General features: G+C 54.2%; 12 protein-coding genes. 9 read left to right on the top strand and 3 right to left on the bottom strand.

Annotation, left to right across the window (positions count from 1 at the left end; genetic code table 11):
- Window positions 1-127 precede the first annotated feature (127 nt).
- Window positions 128-412, top strand: a complete 285-nt coding sequence (locus tag JUJ53_RS09005; protein WP_204151672.1) for a hypothetical protein — start codon at window positions 128-130, stop codon at window positions 410-412.
- Window positions 413-772: 360 nt separating this feature from the next.
- Window positions 773-1,255: a peptide-methionine (S)-S-oxide reductase MsrA gene (gene msrA / locus JUJ53_RS09000; protein ID WP_204151671.1), complete on the top strand. Its 483-nt coding sequence runs from the start codon at window positions 773-775 to the stop codon at window positions 1,253-1,255.
- A 34-nt stretch (window positions 1,256-1,289) separates the two neighbouring features.
- On the opposite strand, the gene JUJ53_RS08995 is transcribed toward msrA, so the two are convergent.
- The gene (locus JUJ53_RS08995) at window positions 1,290-2,876 is read right to left on the bottom strand and encodes a glucose-6-phosphate isomerase (RefSeq protein WP_204151670.1); all 1,587 of its coding nucleotides are present in this window, start codon (window positions 2,874-2,876) and stop codon (window positions 1,290-1,292) included.
- A gap of 416 nt (window positions 2,877-3,292) precedes the next feature.
- Here JUJ53_RS08995 and JUJ53_RS08990 point away from each other — a divergent pair, with 416 nt between their 5' ends.
- The 6 genes from JUJ53_RS08990 to JUJ53_RS08965 all read left to right on the top strand — a co-directional run bounded on the left by JUJ53_RS08990 (window position 3,293) and on the right by JUJ53_RS08965 (window position 11,349).
- Window positions 3,293-4,627: a branched-chain amino acid ABC transporter permease gene (locus JUJ53_RS08990; protein WP_204151669.1), complete on the top strand. Its 1,335-nt coding sequence runs from the start codon at window positions 3,293-3,295 to the stop codon at window positions 4,625-4,627.
- Between the two features lie 49 nt (window positions 4,628-4,676).
- Window positions 4,677-5,486, top strand: coding sequence for an ABC transporter ATP-binding protein (locus JUJ53_RS08985; RefSeq protein WP_204151787.1), 810 nt, complete (start codon window positions 4,677-4,679; stop codon window positions 5,484-5,486).
- Between the two features lie 68 nt (window positions 5,487-5,554).
- Complete coding sequence (gene era, locus JUJ53_RS08980) at window positions 5,555-6,562, top strand: GTPase Era (RefSeq protein WP_204151668.1); 1,008 nt, start codon at window positions 5,555-5,557, stop codon at window positions 6,560-6,562.
- A gap of 313 nt (window positions 6,563-6,875) precedes the next feature.
- Complete coding sequence (locus tag JUJ53_RS08975) at window positions 6,876-7,493, top strand: hypothetical protein (protein ID WP_204151667.1); 618 nt, start codon at window positions 6,876-6,878, stop codon at window positions 7,491-7,493.
- 264 nt (window positions 7,494-7,757) lie between these two features.
- Entirely contained in the window at window positions 7,758-7,940 is a 183-nt protein-coding gene (locus JUJ53_RS08970; RefSeq protein ID WP_204151666.1) for a DUF4278 domain-containing protein, read from the top strand.
- Window positions 7,941-8,247: 307 nt separating this feature from the next.
- Window positions 8,248-11,349, top strand: coding sequence for a TIR domain-containing protein (locus tag JUJ53_RS08965; protein WP_204151665.1), 3,102 nt, complete (start codon window positions 8,248-8,250; stop codon window positions 11,347-11,349).
- A gap of 3 nt (window positions 11,350-11,352) precedes the next feature.
- Here the strand turns inward: JUJ53_RS08965 and JUJ53_RS08960 are convergent, their stop codons facing one another.
- Both JUJ53_RS08960 and JUJ53_RS08955 read right to left on the bottom strand, forming a co-directional pair.
- A complete protein-coding gene (locus JUJ53_RS08960) occupies window positions 11,353-15,279 on the bottom strand; it encodes an EAL domain-containing protein (RefSeq protein ID WP_204151664.1) in 3,927 nt (1,308 codons plus the stop codon).
- A gap of 511 nt (window positions 15,280-15,790) precedes the next feature.
- Window positions 15,791-17,101 (bottom strand): hemolysin family protein, encoded by a 1,311-nt coding sequence (locus JUJ53_RS08955; protein ID WP_204151663.1) that lies wholly within the window; start codon window positions 17,099-17,101, stop codon window positions 15,791-15,793.
- Window positions 17,102-17,567: 466 nt separating this feature from the next.
- Here JUJ53_RS08955 and purB point away from each other — a divergent pair, with 466 nt between their 5' ends.
- Window positions 17,568-18,863, top strand: a complete 1,296-nt coding sequence (purB, locus tag JUJ53_RS08950; protein WP_204151786.1) for an adenylosuccinate lyase — start codon at window positions 17,568-17,570, stop codon at window positions 18,861-18,863.
- The last annotated feature ends 261 nt before the right edge of the window (window positions 18,864-19,124 follow it).

Below are 19,124 nucleotides of genomic sequence, written 5' to 3'. Positions count from 1 at the left end.
GATCGCCCTTCCAAAAGTCTTAAGGTTTTCTGCAGACACCACCCCTGCCTCAGCCTGTGCGTTTGTAAAAGAAACTGTTACAATGAGTGAAATGTTAATTTTAGTTAACGCACATTTAAGAAAAGCAATGGTTCTAATCCTATTTTTAGTTATAGGTCTAGTTGCCTGGGCATTACACCTGATGCAGCAAGCCGTGGAGAGCCATGAGTTTTCGCTAATGCTGGCAGGATTCCTGGTTTCCAGCGCCGCCGCCGGCCTAGTTGGCGTCTACTTTTTAATGGGGCACTACGTCGGCTATATGAACGACATGACCCAACGTAGTTACCTATCAGAAGACATGTCAGGCTGGACTGTTTCCGTTGAAGATTATCCTAGCTGGGTTGAAAGCTCTCCTCGCATCGCCCAGAACTAGCATTCCCTCAAACACCTAGTTCATATCAACCGACAGCATGATATAGAGCGATCGCCCTGGCTTCTGACTAAAAGATCAGCTATTCGAGCAACAGCACTATAACAACTGTAACGAAAACGATTATAACGACAACAAAGGATGCATTGGGGAACTGGATCTCCAATGTTTTTTTGTGCCTTACCGCACCCCTTTCGTTGGAGACTCACGTTGGATTAACCCGCCCTCCCCCCTCGATCGCTATCGGCACAGGGCCTCCATGACAAGCAACCGAGATAGCAGACACATCGTAAGTTCCGTCTTATGGTGAACATAGCTGGCCAGATTACGGCTGGATGCAGTAAGAACGCAGAGAAGTTAGCCATGAATATTACTCCATCCACACAGACTGCAACCTTTGCTGCTGGATGTTTTTGGGGCGTTGAAGCGTCGTTCCGCCAACTGGATGGCGTTGTGAACACAGCGGTGGGCTACACCGGTGGACATTGGCTGAATCCTAGTTATCTAGACGTCTGTGGCGGCATGACTGGGCATGTGGAAGCCGTGCAGATCGACTATGAACCGAGCTGCATCAGCTACGATCGCCTCCTGGAAGTCTTTTGGAGCATCCATAATCCCACCAAGCTTGATCGCGAGGGCCCCGACAAGGGCCCCCAGTACCGCTCTATGATTTTTGTTCATAGTGCTGATCAAGAACAGCGGGCCCAAGCCTCCAAACAGCGGATTATCCAGTCCGGTCAATACGATCGCCCGCTACAAACGCAGATTCAGCCGATCTCCGCTTTCTATATGGCGGAAGATGCCCATCAGAACTATTACGCTAAGAAGCGGGCGGGCCAAGCGTAAGAGCGATCGCCCCCACAGACGCCCGATTCCCGTTTTACTCTAGAGCGATCGCCAAGCTACTGGGACGGGCCAAATCGCCCTTGAGCACAACTCCCCGCTGATTGGCATGGAGATGGCGCACAATTCGGTAGATCGTCTCGATTTGATCGGGAGCGCCGACCTGATCTGCCAGGGTCTTGAGCGACAGGGGTTGCTTGGCTGCAGCTAAGGTTTTGACCACCTGCTGCTGCAAACTGAGGACACCAGCAGCGGCCTTTTTGCCGGCTTCTACACCCGGTTGATGATAGGCATTGATGTTGACCAAGGAGGCATAGATGCCCACCGCCCGCTCATAAAGAGCAATCAACGCTCCTACGATCTGCGGCGTCACGGCAGGAATGGTCACCGTAATGGAATCGCGCTGGTTTTCGAACAGGGCCTGACGGGTTCCTTGCAGCAGCCCCGACAGATAGTCACCGCTGGTCACCCCCGGTTCCACCTCGATGGATGGGCCAGAGCGATCGCCTAATACTTCGATGAAGGTGACAAAGAAATTGGGAACGCCATCCCGCAGTTGTTGCACATAGGCGTGCTGATCCGTTGATCCCTTGTTGCCATACACCGCAATGCCTTGATGCACCGTATTGCCATCGAGGTCAGTAGCTTTGCCCAAGGATTCCATCACCAACTGCTGCAGGTAGCGGCTAAACAACAGCAGACTGTCTTTATAGGGCAACATCACCATGTCCTTATCGCCCTTCCCATTGCCGGCATAGTGCCAGCTCAGGGCCAGGAGCGCCGCCGGATTTTTTTCCAGGGTCGGCACACGGGTAGCCGCATCCATCTCCGCTGCGCCATCTAGCATGGCTTGGATATCAATGCCCTGAAGCGCCGCCGGCAACAGGCCCACCGCCGACATTTCCGAGGTGCGTCCTCCCACCCAGTCGTGCATGGGGAAGGTGGCCAGCCAGCCTTCGGATTTGGCTAATTGATCCAACGTGCTGCCATGGCCGGTGACAGCGATCGCATAGCGAGAAAACTCTAGACCCCGAGCCTGGTAAGCATGGTGAACTTCCATCATGCCGTTGCGGGTTTCCGGCGTTCCGCCTGATTTGGAGGTGGTGATCACCAAGGTGGAAATTAAGCGATCGCCCAAGCGTTCCAAGACGCGATCGATGCCGGTGGGATCGGTGTTGTCAATGAAGTGCATCCGCAACGGCGGGTTGGGATCGGCTAAAGCCTCGGCGACGAACTGGGGCCCTAGGGCCGATCCACCAATGCCCACCGACAGCACATCGGTAAACTTGCCGCCCTGGGGTGGATGCAGTTCGCCGGTATGAATTTTGTGAACAACCGTTTTGATCTGCTCTAGGGTCTCAACAATGTCTTGCTTGAGTTCAGCGGTCGGCGCAAGGTCGGGATTGCGCAGCCAGTAGTGGCCCACCATACGATCTTCATCCGGGTTGGCGATCGCTCCTCCCTCTAGAGCGACCTGATCGGCAAAGGCCTGTTCAAACCTGGGACGCATCTCCTCCACAAACGCATCATCAAACTGCATCCGACTGATATCGAGGTAGAGCCCCAAACCACTGTGGTAGTACAACCAATCTTGATACCGTTGCCAGAGTGCGATCGCATCCATAGAAACTCTCACGTAAATGTTTATGTAGTGACATCAATAAGATATCCATTGCTCCACCCTAGGGTGGTAGGTCAACTCTCTCGACCGGCGGCTCGTGATGGAACCCCTACCAGTTTACCGAGTTCGGTCAACCGGACTCCGTGCCTTAAGGCATATTCAAGGTTCTCAAAGAATCTTGCCTTGATGCGTCCATCGTCCTGAATCTATGTCTATCTTCTGCGTCAATGCATGTCTAGAATACATGTCCAACCTTGAGCGATCGGTAGACTAAGCACAGGATGCTCCACCGAATGCGATAAAATTCAAACTCTGCCCCAGCAACGGATCAGCGCGCCGAGGACTTGGCTATCTTCTGAAGATGACCGTCCCTGCCCTGCCCTCTCGCTCCTGGCAGTATTACCTTGCATGGTAACGGTATGGAAGGATACATCGTTTCGCTCATTATCTTTACCGCTATCCTCGCTATTTTTGGGCTAGGGCTCAATCTACAGTGGGGATTTACGGGGCTGATTAACTTCGGCCATGTCGCCTTTATGACCCTAGGAGCCTACACCACGGCACTGCTAAGCTCCATCGACATTCCATGGCTACCTCTCCCCCTACAGATTTTCGGAGCCGTCATCCTGGGCGCAACCCTAGCCGCCACCCTAGGCCTGTTGATTGGCTTCTCCACCCTGCGTCTGCGGGAAGACTATCTAGCGATTGTCACCATTGGGGTTTCAGAAATTGTGCGCCTGATCGCCCTCAATGAAGAATGGCTGACCCGAGGATCCTTTGGCATCCAGCGCTATCCTTTACCTCTAGGGCAGTTTAGCCCCAACCTTCCCACCCGGCTGGGCATGATCGCCATTCTTCTCTTGGTGATCGGTATCGCCTACTGCCATCTTTGGCGATGGATGGGACAACAGCTTCAACCGATCTCGCGATCGCAGCTCGTCACCAGCCTAGTGCCCATCTTGAGTTACCTCGTATCGCTCAGTATTCTGATTGTGGGGATTGGTCTAGGGGCGCGATCGCTGAAGGCCGCCGCTAGTCTACCCAGTTGGGTCTTAGGGTTAGGCCTGCTATCCGCCATCGTGGGCACCAGCCTGCTCTATGCCTGGCTCGCCAAGCGCTTTCTTATGCCCCTAGCCGCTCGAACAACCGCCCTATCCTTGGTGTGGGTGTCCATCCTCTCGCTCCTAGGCGGATGGTTGACCACCATTGCCGCGATCGCCCTCTACCACTACGATCGCAGCCCCACGAAAAATGGCCTCATGTGGATCGCCGTCCTGCTGGTCGCCCTGATCTACCAGGCACTCCAGGCCCTAGTGCGATCGCCCTGGGGACGCATCCTCAAAGCCATCCGAGAAGACGAGTTCGTGGCCCGCGCCCTAGGCAAAAATGTGTTTTGGTATAAGCTGCAAGCCTTCATGCTAGGCGGTTTTATTGCCGGACTGGCCGGCGCGCTCTATGCCTGGCAACTCACCGTCGTCTACCCCGACAACTTCCAACCCCTGCTCACCTTCAATGCCTGGACGATCGTCGTCCTTGGGGGCGCTGGCAACAACCTTGGCACCATTTTGGGAGCCGCCATCTTCTGGGCCTACCAAAGCGTGACCCGCTTCATTTTGTCTGACATTATTCCCCTAGACGACGCCCGTCTGGGTGCCTTTCGGGTGATGATGATTGGCCTCCTGCTGATGGTGCTGATGGTCTGGCGACCCCAGGGGATTTTAGGCAACAAGGAGGAGCTGACCCTTGGTCGATAATCCATCCTCACCGCAACCTATAGATCGTCCATCCACTGATCATCCATCCATCGATCGCCCTGCCCAACGCTCCAAGAGCGATCGCACCTTTGATGCCAGCCTGCCGCCCCTGCTCGCCGCCCAGGATCTTTGCAAATCCTTTGGCGGTGTGCGGGCCGTGGATCATGCCTCTCTAGAGGTACCCCAGGGCAGCATTATTGGGTTGATTGGCCCCAACGGTGCAGGTAAAACCACCCTGTTTAATCTCTTGTCCAACTTCACACGCCCCGACAGCGGCGACGTGATGTTTAACGGCACCCCCATCCATCCCCTGCCCTCCCATCAAATTGCCCAGCGCGGCCTAGTGCGCACCTTTCAAGTGGCGCGGGTGCTATCTCGCCTATCCGTCCTCGACAATATGCTGCTAGCCACCCAGAACCAAACCGGCGAAGCGCTGCTAAATGTTTGGACGCGATCGCGACAAATTGCCAAAGAAGAACGCTTACAGCGCCGCCATGCTCTAGAAATCCTAGACTCCGTCGGTCTATCCCACATGGCCCATCAGTATGCCGGTTCCCTGTCCGGCGGGCAACGCAAGCTGTTGGAAATGGCCCGCGCCCTGATGGTGAACCCCAAGCTGATCCTTCTGGATGAACCAGCCGCCGGCGTCAATCCCACCCTGATTAATCAAATCTGCACCCACATTCAGCAGTGGAACCGAGAGGGCATGACGTTTTTGATTATTGAACACAATATGGACGTGATTATGTCCCTGTGCGATCGCGTTTGGGTGATGGCAGAAGGGCGCAACCTAGCCACCGGCACTCCCACCGAAATCCAAACCAATCCAGCCGTCCTAGAAGCCTACCTTGGACAATAGGCACCCGGCTGGCTGCACCTGCTAAGATGGATGCTCGACAAACCCGCACAGCGTAGCAGGACTCAGGGATGACCGACGAACCGATCCAGACCTCACCATCCGATAGCGGCGATCGCCCCTCGGAAGCATCACCCACCGATCCCTTACAAGCCTGGGGTATACCCAGCATTCCTGTGGCTCCGCCTGGGTTTCGCTCCGGCTTTGTGGGCATCGTCGGCCGGCCCAACGTGGGTAAATCGACCTTGATGAACCAGATGGTGGGACAAAAAATCGCCATCACCTCTCCCGTCGCCCAAACCACACGCAATCGCCTACGGGGCATCCTCACCACCCCCGAAGCCCAGTTTATTTTCGTGGATACGCCCGGTATTCACAAACCCCATCACCAACTGGGCAAAGTACTGGTGCAAAATGCCAAACAGGCGATTCAATCCGTAGACGTGCTGCTGTTTGTCGTGGACTGCACCAACGAAGCTGGCGGGGGCGATCGCTACGTTACCGACCTGCTCAGCCACGCTCCCGTACCGGTGATCCTAGGCCTCAACAAAGCCGATACCCAAGATCCAGAACGGGGCACCCTCGACCAAACCTATCGCGACCTCGCCGAACCCCACGGATGGTCTACCGCCAAGTTTTCGGCCCTCACCGGTCAAGGATTGCCCGAGCTACAGCACCAACTCATGCAGCATCTTGATCCTGGCCCCTACTACTACCCACCGGATTTAGTCACCGACCAGCCCGAACGCTTCATCATGGGCGAACTGATCCGTGAACAAATTTTGCAGCTCACCCGCGAGGAAGTGCCCCACTCGGTGGCGATCGCCATTGAACGGGTGGAAGAAACCCCTAGCCTCACCCGCGTCTTCGCTGCCATCAATGTGGAACGCGATTCCCAAAAAGGCATCCTGATCGGCAAAGGCGGGCAAATGCTAAAAGCGATCGGCAGCGCCGCCCGCACCCAAATCCAAAAGCTGATCATGGGCAAAGTCTACCTTGAGCTGTTTGTGAAAGTTCAGCCCCGGTGGCGACAATCGCGGATGCACCTGGCAGAGTTAGGCTATCAAGTCGAAGAATAACGAAGAAGCTGCTGACCTCCGTCAATCTTGCATGCCAACTCGCCGAACCCTATGAACCCGCCTACGCGGGTTTTGTTGGTATAGCGTCAGTTCAGGTTAGGGTTTTTCAGCTTGTTGGACGAAAGAATCAAGATCTTAGCTCACGGAAGAATAAGGTTTTCAGCTTATCCCGAACTCTGGTTACCTAGGAATTTGCTGAGAAGAACCTGGGAGAAACTCTTAACCACACTTCAGATAGGCTTCAGCCCCAGCCCCCATACTCATAAGTGTTGAGGGAAAACACCTCACCCACTCAATACTTTAGGAGTTCATCATGAAACGCACTATCATTTCCGGTCTGTCTCTCCTCGCTCTCTCCGCCATTGCCCTGGAAGCGATCGCCACCCCCACCGCCATTAACCGCATTGCCGCAGCCACTCAAACAGAACTCGCTACTCGCCACCGCGATTCTGAGCTACCGAATCCTACAACCTTCGGTGGCCCTCAAGCCATCGCTTCTCGTCACCGTGATTCTGAGCTACCGAATCCTACAACCTTCGGCGGCCCTCAGGCGATCGCTTCTCGTCACCGCGATTCCGAGCTACCTAACCCTACGACCTTCGGCGGCCCTCAAGCCATCGCTACTCGTCACCGCGATTCTGAGCTACCGAATCCTACGACCTTTGGTGGCCCTCAAGCGATCGCTACTCGCCACCGCGATTCCGAGCTACCGAATCCTACGACCTTCGGCGGCCCTCAGGCGATCGCCACTCGTCACCGCGATTCTGAGCTACCGAATCCTACGACCTTCGGTGGCCCTCAAGCCATCGCTACTCGCCACCGCGATTCTGAGCTACCGAATCCTACGACCTTTGGTGGCCCTCAAGTGACGGCTTCCCGCCACCGTGATTCCGAGCTACCGAATCCTACCTCTTTTCCCATCAACGCTTGAGGCGATCGCAAGTGTGGGGGACTCTCCTCTACCCTCACAACCATGCCACAGCAACTTAGGGGCGATCGCACTATGACAACCGTCACGCCCCAGCCGGATCTTAAACACCAGCTTTCCTAAGGAAGGAACGCGATCGCCCCTGAAGTTTTGATTACAAGCACAAACGAGTTGCTCAACGTCTAAACCTCGTTCATTGCTCCTCAGACAACCACGTCTGAGCACCCGTCCTAAAATCGTTCACTCGTCCCCCAAGGAAATTTCACCATGAAATATGCATATCGCGGTATTGAATACAAGCCCCAGTCTTCCAGCCAGCTAGGTGTGCAACCATCCCAGAAGGGCACCTATCGAGGCGCAGCCTTATCCTTCGACGGTGCGACCGTCCATGTTCCAGATAGTGTCCAAGTGTTAACCTACCGTGGCATTAACTACTTAGGCCATCGCTAAACCTTATACAAACAACCAGCTCAATCTATTATCAACACTTGCCCATGCGGTCAGCATCAGCAGCTTAGAAAACCACCCTCTAGACTCAGGTCTAGGGGGTTTCTTATGAACGCGATCGCTCCCCTTTGATCGAATCATCTATCTAGTCATCCCCGTATCAGAGTTAACCGCTAAACTACTGTTTAACTAGAGTATCTACCTCCAGGTCAGCCTATCCATAGACCAGCATCAATGCCTCAACCAGCCGACCGACCGCTATCTGAGGCACCATCGTCATCCATGCTGTTCATCAGGGAGTTTCTACACCATGACCTCCAATTCCCTTGGAGACTTCCAGCCCGTCGGCCGTTCACGCCGAAAACGCGGTCTCAATGTGGCAGATTTGCTGATTCTGCCCAAGGATCAACAGCGCATTGTCAACTGGATGCTCCGTCGCGATGAAGTAACGATGGCCGACCTTGCAGAGCATTTCCAGCAAGAGGCGATCGCCCTTCAGCCGATTCTAGAGGAACTGATTCGTCAAAGCTATGTGCAGGTTGTAGCCGGCCATCCACCTCGCTATCGTGTTCAGCTTGCAGCCAAGAGCGGTCGCCAGATGCCCAAAAACATTTGGGATATTCTGGATCACAACAGTCCTACAGCCAATATTTTTATTTCCTATTCACGCCGCAATAAACCCTTTGTGCAGCGGCTTTATGATGCCCTAAAGAAGCACGGTCGTGAAATTTGGGTGGATTGGGAGAGCATTCCCTCGGCGGCGGACTGGTGGAAAGAAATTGAACTAGGTATTGAACTTGCGGATACCTTCGTGTTTGTGCTCAGTCCAGCTTCGGTTCAGTCTCCGATCTGCACCCAGGAAATCAATCATGCCCTGCTGCACAACAAGCGGATGATCCCGGTTGTTTGTGAGGACGTTAATCCCAGTGACGTGCATCCCGAACTCGCCCGGCTCAACTGGATCTTTGTCCGCGATGTCGATCAGTTTGGGGAAAGTATTCGCAAACTGGTCACCGCGCTAGACACCGACCTCGACTATGTGCGCATGCATACGCGCATTCTCATTCGAGCCAAGGAATGGAGCGATCGCCAGCAGGATGAAAGTTTTCTCCTGCGGGGCAGCGATCTCCATGATGCAAAACAGTGGTACGGCAGCAGCGGCAGCAAAGTGCCAGCCCCAGCTCCCCTCCACCATGAATATATTCTGGCGTCTGGCCAAGCTGAAGCCGCCCGACAGGCCGCAGCACTACATCAGCAAAACGTTACCCTCAAGCGTCAACGCCGTTGGCTAGGCATTATCACCCTCGTGTCGATCGCCGCTGTAGGTCTGGGAGGCAGCAGCTTCTTGCTCTACCAACAGGCTGAACACAATCGCTTATTGGCCGAAAACCTGCGGGATCAAGCTGACCACGAGCGGATTCGTGCCCTCACCCAAGCCTCTGAAGCCCTCTTTGATGGCAATCAGCGTTTTGATGCCTTGCTGCAGTCTATGCGAGCCGGTTACCAGCTTCAAGCAGCCTACAGCAGTCCTCCTGCTGAGCTACAGGCCCAGGTGCTCACAGCTCTCCAGCAAGCCATCTTCTGGGTACGAGAACGCAATCAGCTAGAGCAGCATAACGGCATTGTCTGGGACGTGAGCTATAGCCCAGATGGACAGATTATTGCCTCCGCCAGTGGCGATCGCACCGTGCGATTATGGCGACCCGACGGCACCCTACTGCATAGCCTAGAGGGCCATACCCAGCCGGTGTTAGGGGTTTCCTTTTCCCCGGATGGTCAGCTGATTGCCTCGGCGGGTCAAGACCAAACGATTAAACTTTGGCGATCGGATGGCACCTTAGTCACCACCCTCACAGGCCATAGCGCCGCCGTTAACCATGTCCGCTTTAGCCCCAACGGTCAACGCCTGGTCTCCGCCAGTGACGATAGCACCGTAAGGCTATGGCAGCTCGACGGCACCCCAATCACCACCCTCACCCAGCATAATGCCGCCGTGCGCGATGTACGGTTTAGCCCCGATGGGCAGCTCATTGCCTCGGCCAGCGATGACCAAACCGTGCGGCTGTGGCGATCGGATGGCAGTCCCCTCCGGGAACTCCAAGGACATACCGCTCGGGTCTATGCCATCGACTTTAGTCCCGACGGTCAATTCTTAATCTCAGGCAGTTGGGATCACACGGTACGACTATGGCGCACCGACGGCACCCCGGTGCGCACGGTGCAGGCCCATGATGACCTGATCCATCAAGTGCGATTTTCCGCCGATGGTCGCCAATTTGCCACGGCCAGCGCCGATAAAACCATCAAATTTTGGCGGCTGGATGGCAGTTTAGTCTCCACCCTCGGCGGTCACACCTCCCAAGTCCGTAGCCTCAGCTTTACGCCCGATGGTGCTTGGTTGGCCTCGGCGGGGGGCGATCGCAGCATCAAAATCTGGAGCCTCGATCGCCCATGGCTCACCCCCCTGCAATCCCATACAGGGCAGGTCTACGACGTCGAGTTTTCCCCAAATGGCCAACACCTAGCCACCACCGGCGCAGACTCCACCATCAAGATCTGGAACCTTGAGGGATCGGAAGAACGATCGATCACGGCCCATGATTCGTCGATCTGGGATCTGAGTTTTAGTCCCGATGGTCAACAGCTAGCCTCCAGCAGTTCCGACTGGACGGTCAAGCTTTGGAACCCGCAGACCGGAGCCTTGCTCCATACCCTGCGAGGGCATCGCGCACCGGTGTATGCGGTTGTCTTCAGCCCTGATGGCCGCTGGATGGCTACCGCTAGCGATGACCAAACCGTCCGGCTGTGGACCAGGGATGGTCGTCTGGTTCGGCAAATCGAAGCCCACAGCAACGGCGTCTTGACGGTGCAATTCAGTCCCGACAGTCAAACATTGCTCACCGGGAGCTGGGACACGACGGCCAAACTCTGGAGCCTAGACGGGCAGGTACTTCAAACCCTCAAGGGCCATAGCGGCTGGATCTTTGATGCTGTCTTTAGCCCCGATGGGGAAACCATTGCCACCGCCAGCTACGACAATACTGTCGGCTTGTGGGATCGACAGGGCAACCGCTTAGCCACACTGGAGGGGCATAGTGATGGCGTGGTGGCAGTGCAGTTTTTTCCCGACGGCATCGCCACCGCTAGCGCCGATCGCACCATGAAGCTCTGGCGGCTGGACGGCACGCTGATTACCACCCTGCCAGGTCATACGGGAACCGTTAATAACCTCAGCTTTAGCCCCGATGGTCGCCTCCTAGCCTCCGCCAGTGACGATCGCACCGTCCTCCTTTGGCATACCAACGTGCTGGGTAATCTTGATGAATTGACCACCATTGGCTGTAGCTGGCTGCAAGACTATCTACGCCATGCCAACCTCAGCGAGAGCGATCGCCAACTCTGCAGATCCTAAGGTTCACCACACTTGTCCCTTCTTGAGCAATTCCACCGTGTCGTTGGCAGATACAGGCTTACCAAACCAATAGCCTTGCCCCGAATCACAATGGAGCGATCGCAAGGCGGCAAGCTGTTCAGGGGTTTCAATGCCTTCCCCAATCACCCCCATTCCCAGGGCATGGGCCAAGGCTACAATAGCTTGCACAATCTTGGCTTTCCCTTCATCATGCATAATCTCGCTGACAAAGGATCGATCGATCTTGAGCATACCAATGGGAAACGCATGAAGACGGCTCAGGGATGAATACCCCGTCCCAAAGTCATCAATGCATAACTGAATACCGCGCTGGGTCAAGCTCTCAAGCAGCGCCGCCGCATGGGTAGCATTGTCCATAATGCCGCTTTCGGTTATTTCCAGTTTGAGACAGTGGGGAGGCAAGCCCACTTGTTCAATGACCTGCTGAATATCGTCCACCAGAGTTGGGCTCGACAATTGCCGGGGTGATAGATTGACGCTCATAATCAAGCGATCGGCTTGGGGCAGGGTCGATCGCCAAGCCTGGAGCTGTTGACAGGCTTCTTGCAACACCCACAGGCCAATGGGAATGATTAATCCCGTTTCTTCAGCGATCGGGATGAAGTCAACCGGAGAGACCAAGCCACGCTTAGGATGCTGCCAACGCACCAGGGCCTCAAACCCCGATAGTTTTCCTGTCACTAAGGAAACAATTGGCTGATAGTAGACCCGCAGTTCCTGCCGCTCAATCGCTCGACGCAGGTCGCTCTCTAGTTCCAAAACAGCAACGGCCTGATCATACATATCCGTCTGAAACAGCAGATAATGCCCTCGGCCATTCTCCTTGGCTCGATACATGGCTGTATCGGCATCGCGCAGCAAATGTTCTGGCTCAGTATAGCCCTGCATGTTGAGGGTGATGCCAATACTCACGGTGGCAAAGACATCATAGCCATTTAGATGAAAGGGTAACTGCAGCAATTGATAAATACGTTCAGCCACGTGGGCCGCGCCGGTTGCGCCGTGAATATTGTCGAGGAGCAGGGCGAATTCATCCCCTCCCAGACGGGCAATAGTATCACCAGGACGCAGACATTGATCCAGGCGTTCAGCGATCGCTTTCAGGAGTTGATCGCCCACACGATGCCCCAAACTATCGTTCACCACCTTAAAGCGATCGATATCGAGAAACAGTACGGCAAACTGCCGGGAGGGATCTCGCTCGGCCCGGGCCATGGCCTGCTGGAGGCGATCGAGGAAAAGGAGGCGATTGGGTAACCCTGTCAACACATCATGGAGAGCATCGTGGAGAATTTGCTCCTCCATGCGTTTACGGGCCGTAATATCAATTACCTGGTGGATCACATGGAGGGGCGCACCATAGCGATCGCGGATGAGCGCCACTTGCAAAATGGCATAGACCAAGCTGCCATCTTGACTGATGTAGCGCTTTTCCAGTTGCACATCAGACAGTTCTCCATCCAGCAACCGTTGCAGCATCAAGCGATCGGCAACAATATCCGCTGGATGCGTCACCGCATCGGCCGTGAGCTTCAGCAGGTCTACTTCCCGATAGCCCAAGGCTTGGCAGAGCGCTTGGTTCACCTGCAAAAACTGTCCCGCCGGGGTGGTGATGGCCATACCGATGGGAGCGCGCTCAAAGGTTAAGCGGAAGCGCTCTTCACTCTTGCGCAGATCATCCTCAGCCCGCTTACGATCGGTGATGTCGCTGCTCATGCCATCAAAGCGCAGCACCTGCCCCTGGGCGTCATAAACCGCATGGGCGCGATCGCGAATCCAGCGAGTTTCCCCGCTAGGACGCATGATCCGGTAGATACAGTCCGACTGTCCTGTGGTTAGTAACGTGTGCAAACTAGACTGGGCCACCCCCTGATCATAGGGATGCACCATCTCCAGCCGCAGACTAGATGTTTCCCGAAAAGCTGCCACCGGGCGTTGATACACGCTCTCCACCGCTTGGCTCACGTAGAGCAGAGCCATGGTCGGCGAGTACGACCAAACGACGTCATCCAGGGAATCCAGGATGCTATTCAGCCGATACTCGCTCTCGCGCAGAGCCGCCTCCATCCGCCGCTGCTCGGTCATGTCAGCGATGGAGAACACCACCCCAGCGATCGCCCTTTCAGAATCCCGTAGCGGTGATCCGTTCATCGACAAGTAGCGGATAGATCCATCATGCCGCGTCATCATCACGGAGACGTTAAACAATGGCTGCCCAGATTGCACAATGGTTTGAAACGGCTGCTCCCCAGGCAGAGTACAACCATCCTCATTGCAAACCGTCCATGTCAACGAGTCATACTTCTGCTGCATCAGTTCGGTTGTGCTCAAGCCCAGCAACTCTTCCGCCCGATCATTGGCAAACACGATCGCGCCAGTGTGATCAAACACAATCACCGCCGTGACGCTCGTTTGCAGAATCCCATTCAACAAGCTGTATTCATTCAGCAAGCGCTCCTGCGCCTGACGATGCTGGGTAATGTCATTTTGGATACCCACAAAGTTGGTGAGATAGCCATTGGCATCAAACACCGGCGCAATGAACAGCTCATTCCAAAAGGGCGTGCCGTCTTTACGGTAGTTTTTCAGCACGACGTGACAGTCCTGGTGCGACTGTAGAGCCTGGCGAATGTGCTGCTTTGCTTCTATTGCCGTATCAGCTCCCTGCAAAATCCGACAGTTGCGCCCAATGATTTCAGTCACGCTGTAGCCGGTGATCCGCTCAAAGGCAGGGTTAGCGTAAATAACGGGGTTGTTTAATTGGGTCGGATCGGTGATCACAATGCCGTTGCTGCTGGCCGCGATCGCTCGTTTCATCAACCGCAGATCATCTTCCACCTGCTGGCGAGCAATGGCGGCAGCCAGCACATTGGCGATCGCCTGCAAAAAATTAGCGTCATCCTGGGTGAAACGACGATAGAGACGCGTATGCACCCCCAAAACGCCAAAGCCATCCTGCTTTCCCGGCACCACCACCGTCATCCCGCTCATTACTTGGTGATTGTGCAGGAAGGGTGCGCCCGAAAAGCGGGTTTCAATCTGCAAATCTTCCACTATCACAGGCTTTTGGTGCAGCAGCGTATAGCCCGCTTGGGTATCCGGTCGCGTGCTGATGGTCGCATTCCCCACCATGCCATCCTGCCAGCCCACACCACTGCGCAGCAAAAGGGTGTGACCATTGGGCAACAGTTCTAAAATCTGCACATAGTCAACCCCTAAGGTCTCCTGCACCACCGCCACCGCAGTACTCAGCAAGAATACAAGATCAGGCTCAGCAATGGCCTGCTGTCCTAGGCGAGCGATCGCTTCCTGTTGAGCCACTCGCCCCCGTAGTTCTTGGGCGACCTGGGTCTGGGGTGTAATATCGTATACGAGTATGCCTAGGGCAGGCTGCCCTTCAAAAATAACTGACGCATAGCGCAAATCTAGCCAGCGATCGCCCGCCCCTGGTTCTGCATCATCACAAGACCCATGATCCGGTTGGTGCCGCAATCGACGGATCGCCTCATGCTGATCATTGGGCTGCTCTTGACACTGCGCGACCCACTCTAAATGGCAGACATCTTCCACGATGGCAGACAAAGGTTGCCCCATCAGCCCGTCTAACGGCATGGCTAACTGCTCAGCCAAGACAGGCGTCGCATATAAAATACGTCCATCCTGGGGGTGGGCGATCGCCAACGGAATGCCGAGCAAGGCGGTAATCGCAGAGGTATCACTGGCCTCCAACATTTGCCCCTCCGACAGTTCTGGATAATCCTCCAAGCCTAATAGGGGCGATGTGATCCAGCTCGTGGATACTGGAGCGATCGCCTGGCCATCTGATCCTGGAGATGAACGTAATTGACCACAGACAACAAAAGGTGCCTGAGTACCATTATGTTCACAACCTTGTTCGTTTTTATACATATTGCTTACGCAAGTCCCAGCCACCGTCTGGGGAAAGAGCAAGATTACAGCCACTCGATGCGATCATAATCGACAGTCGCACGGTCATCCCCTAACTCACATCCCAAACCTAGACGTTGTATGTTGATCCCACCCTGGACGTTGAGCTACACCCCTATATCTAGAATGCCCTGATTTTGAGGATATGAAGTGTGGGTTATAGCCTGTGGGTAACGCTTGCCCCATAGCATTAGATCCAATCATCCCATGATCCCCTATGTTTCTACATGTAGAATGATCCCCGTTTACCCCGTGCCACTAAGCTTCACAGATTTTTTCGTGCTCTAAGGTCGCAAGAAAGGCATCGTTATAATCCATCAAAACCATGGCTATGAAGCTATGGGAAGGAGCTATTTAAGCACAACAATTCTTAAAAAAGATAAACCCTTGTTATAAAACACACTAACGAAGTCCAGAATCTACGCGTCACTTTTGTTACAAAACAAAAACTTATATAGCTAGGTTTTTAGATTTATGAAGTCGGCGGCATGACTAACATTTTGTCAACTCGGTTACCATCCATATCCATCACTTCAAACCGAAATCCATTCCAGTAAAAATGATCGGCAGCAGCAGGAATCCGTCCTAAATAGGTAATGACAAAACCTCCCAAGGTTTGATAGTTTCCCCACTGCTCTCCCGGTAAATCACGGACTTTAAAGAGGGTTTTGAAGCGATCGATCGGCAACATGCCATCAACAAGCCAGGAACCATCCTCTCGCTGAATGGCAGGCTGTTCTTGAGGCTGATCGGAGAAAGGAATGTCGCCAATAATCACTTCCATCACGTCATTCAGCGTCACCAAGCCCTGTATGACGCCATATTCGTCTACCACTAAGGCTATGTGGGTGCCCGACTGTTTGAAGAACTCTAAAACCTTCAAGGCCCGAGTATTTTCTGGAATGAAGAGAGGCTGCTGTAAAAGGGCCGTGAAGTCAATCGCCTGTTCCGTCAAGCTACGAGCGAGTACATCCGTCACGCTCACCACCCCCAGCATGTTGTCCAAGCTATTTTGGCAAACCGGAAACCGGGTATGGTTGCTGCGAATTAGCTTCTGACGGTTCATGTCAATCGTATCGTTGAGATCTAGCCACAGAATATCTGGGCGAGGCGTCATCAGAGCACTCACCGTCTGATCACTGAGGCGAAAGACCCGTTCCAGCATGTCTTGTTCTGCCATTTCAAACATGCCGGCCTCGGTACCCTGCCGAATGAGAACCTTAATTTCGTCTTCGGTGACTAACGGTTCATTGGGATTCGCCTCAATCCCTAACACCTTCAAAACCCACTCCGTCGATGTCGTTAAAAGATGCACAACGGGCGCAGTCATCACGGATAGAAATCGCATGGGAACGGCGACGGAGGCCGCGATCTTTTCCGGATGGTTCAACGCCAAGCGCTTGGGCACCAGCTCTCCTAAAATCAACGAGAGGTAGGTAATACTCAAGACAACAACAACTAGGGCGATCGCATCGCTCGACTCTACAATCATGGCGATCGGAACCCGCTTCAAATAGACCGCTAAACTTTGAGACAAGGTCGCACCGCCAAAGGCCCCCGCCAGAATGCCAATGAGCGTAATGCCCACTTGCACTGTGGACAAAAAGCGGTTGGGAGAATTCGCCAACTCCAGCGCTGCCCGCGCCTTCAAATCGCCTTTATCCGACATCTCTTGCAGCCGTGCCTTACGAGAGGACACCACCGCAATTTCTGACATGGCAAACAATCCGTTGGCCAACACCAACACCAAAATAATCAGCAGCTCCAACGTGATTGAAGACATAAAAGGCCGTGTGCTCAATGATAAATGTGAACGTTGATAGCCAGATGCTGTTCTAGACCTAGCGCATTCCCCACAAAACTCTTCTCGACAACCGTTTCTCCATCGCTAAGCCTATCTAGAATCTTAACGAAGCCCTGGACAAAGCATGGAGAACTAACGGTCTAAAAGCGATCGCCCTGCGCCTACCTCATCGTCCACCAAGATAGTCGAGTTAGCACCATTCAACCCGACGGCTCAAGCCCTACGCAGTCCAGACTTTTAGCACCAGCATCATAGATTCCTATCAACAGCATCAGTTCTACTCCTAAGCAAAACAGGCTGATTCAACCAACCATGCCACCAATACCCTGCATTGTGCCAAACCATCAGCAACAAGCAACCGTATCCACCGCGATCTATCACAATTCAAGCTCAAGGCGGCAGACTATAGCTTAAAATGTAACGGTTGTGTTCTGCGATACGAGCCTTGATTGAACGCTATACCTTGCCCGAGATGGGCAACTTGTGGACTGACGAATATAAATTGAAGACGTGGCTACAAGTGGAGATTGCGGTCTGCGAAGCCCAAGCAGAGCTAGGCCGCATCCCCGTCGAGGCAGTCGAGGAGATCAAGGCCAAAGCTGACTTTGATATCCAGCGCGTCCTCGAAATTGAGGCTGAAGTCCGCCACGACATGATCGCCTTTTTAACCAACGTGAATGAACATGTTGGCGATGCTGGACGATATATCCACCTAGGGCTGACCAGCTCTGACGTCTTAGACACAGCCCTAGCTCTGCAACTCGTTGAAAGTGTCAATGTTTTGATGGAGCGGCTGGAAGACCTCGTTCAAGCCATTCGCTACCAGGCTCAACAGCATCGATATACGGTGATGGCCGGGCGATCCCATGGCATTCATGCAGAGCCGATTACCTTTGGCTTCAAGCTAGCGGGCTGGCTAGCTGAAGTCCTGCGCCATCGCGATCGCCTCTGTCGTCTCCAAAAAGAAATTGCCGTCGGTAAGATTTCCGGTGCCGTCGGTACCTACGCCAACATCGATCCTAAAATTGAAGCGATCGCCTGTCAAATGTTGGGCTTGGAGCCAGACACCGCCTCAACTCAAGTGATCTCACGCGATCGCCACGCCGACTTCCTGCAAACCCTAGCCCTGCTCACAGCATCCCTTGAACGATTTGCCGTCGAGGTTCGCAACCTGCAGCGCACCGATGTTCTAGAAGTCGAAGAATTTTTCGCGAAAGGGCAGAAGGGTTCATCTGCCATGCCCCACAAACGTAACCCAATTCGTTCAGAACGGTTGACCGGCATGGCCCGCATTGTCCGCGGCTACGCGGTTTCCGCCCTCGAAAATGTGGCCCTATGGCACGAGCGCGATATCTCCCATAGCTCCGTTGAACGCGTCATCCTTCCCGATGCCTGCATCCTCACCCACTTCATGTTGGTCGAGACCATTGACCTCGTCAAAAGCCTTTTGGTCTACCCAGACAACATGAAGCGCAACCTCAACTGTTATGGCGGCGTGGTCTTCAGTCAGCGGGTTCTGCTAGCTCTCGTTGAGGCCGGCATGAGCCGAGAAGATGCCTATGCCGTTGTTCAAACCTGCGCCCATGCCGCTTGGAACAAAGAAGGGGGAGACTTCAAGGCATTGATTAGCCAAGAACCTAGTGTCACAGCAACACTAACAGAGGCAGACATTGACGATTGTTTCAACCCTCAGCACCATCTTCGCAACCTAGAACATATCTATCAGCGCCTCAGTATTTGATAGCCCAACATAGACCGACAGGGAATTAAACGGGGCGATCTTAGCGATCGCCCCGTTTGTTTATCCTCACGCAACTGGCGACCTCCAAACCAGAGTCATGAGTGACAATAGATGCCAAAAAGAACCGCCTCTATCATGACAATAAAGGCGGCTCTCGTTAGTATTAGCCCTGGCACCGAGCTATTTTTCCAGGGGGCTACCCCCCAAGTATCTTCGCCGCTGCAGCGTTTCACAACCGAGTTCGGGATGGGTCGGAGTGGT

It is taken from the genome of Leptolyngbya sp. CCY15150, from assembly GCF_016888135.1.
GTDB lineage: Bacteria > Cyanobacteriota > Cyanobacteriia > RECH01 > RECH01 > RECH01.
The sequence above is the reverse complement of the archived record's forward strand: the minus strand, read 5'-3'. Positions and strand labels throughout refer to the sequence as shown.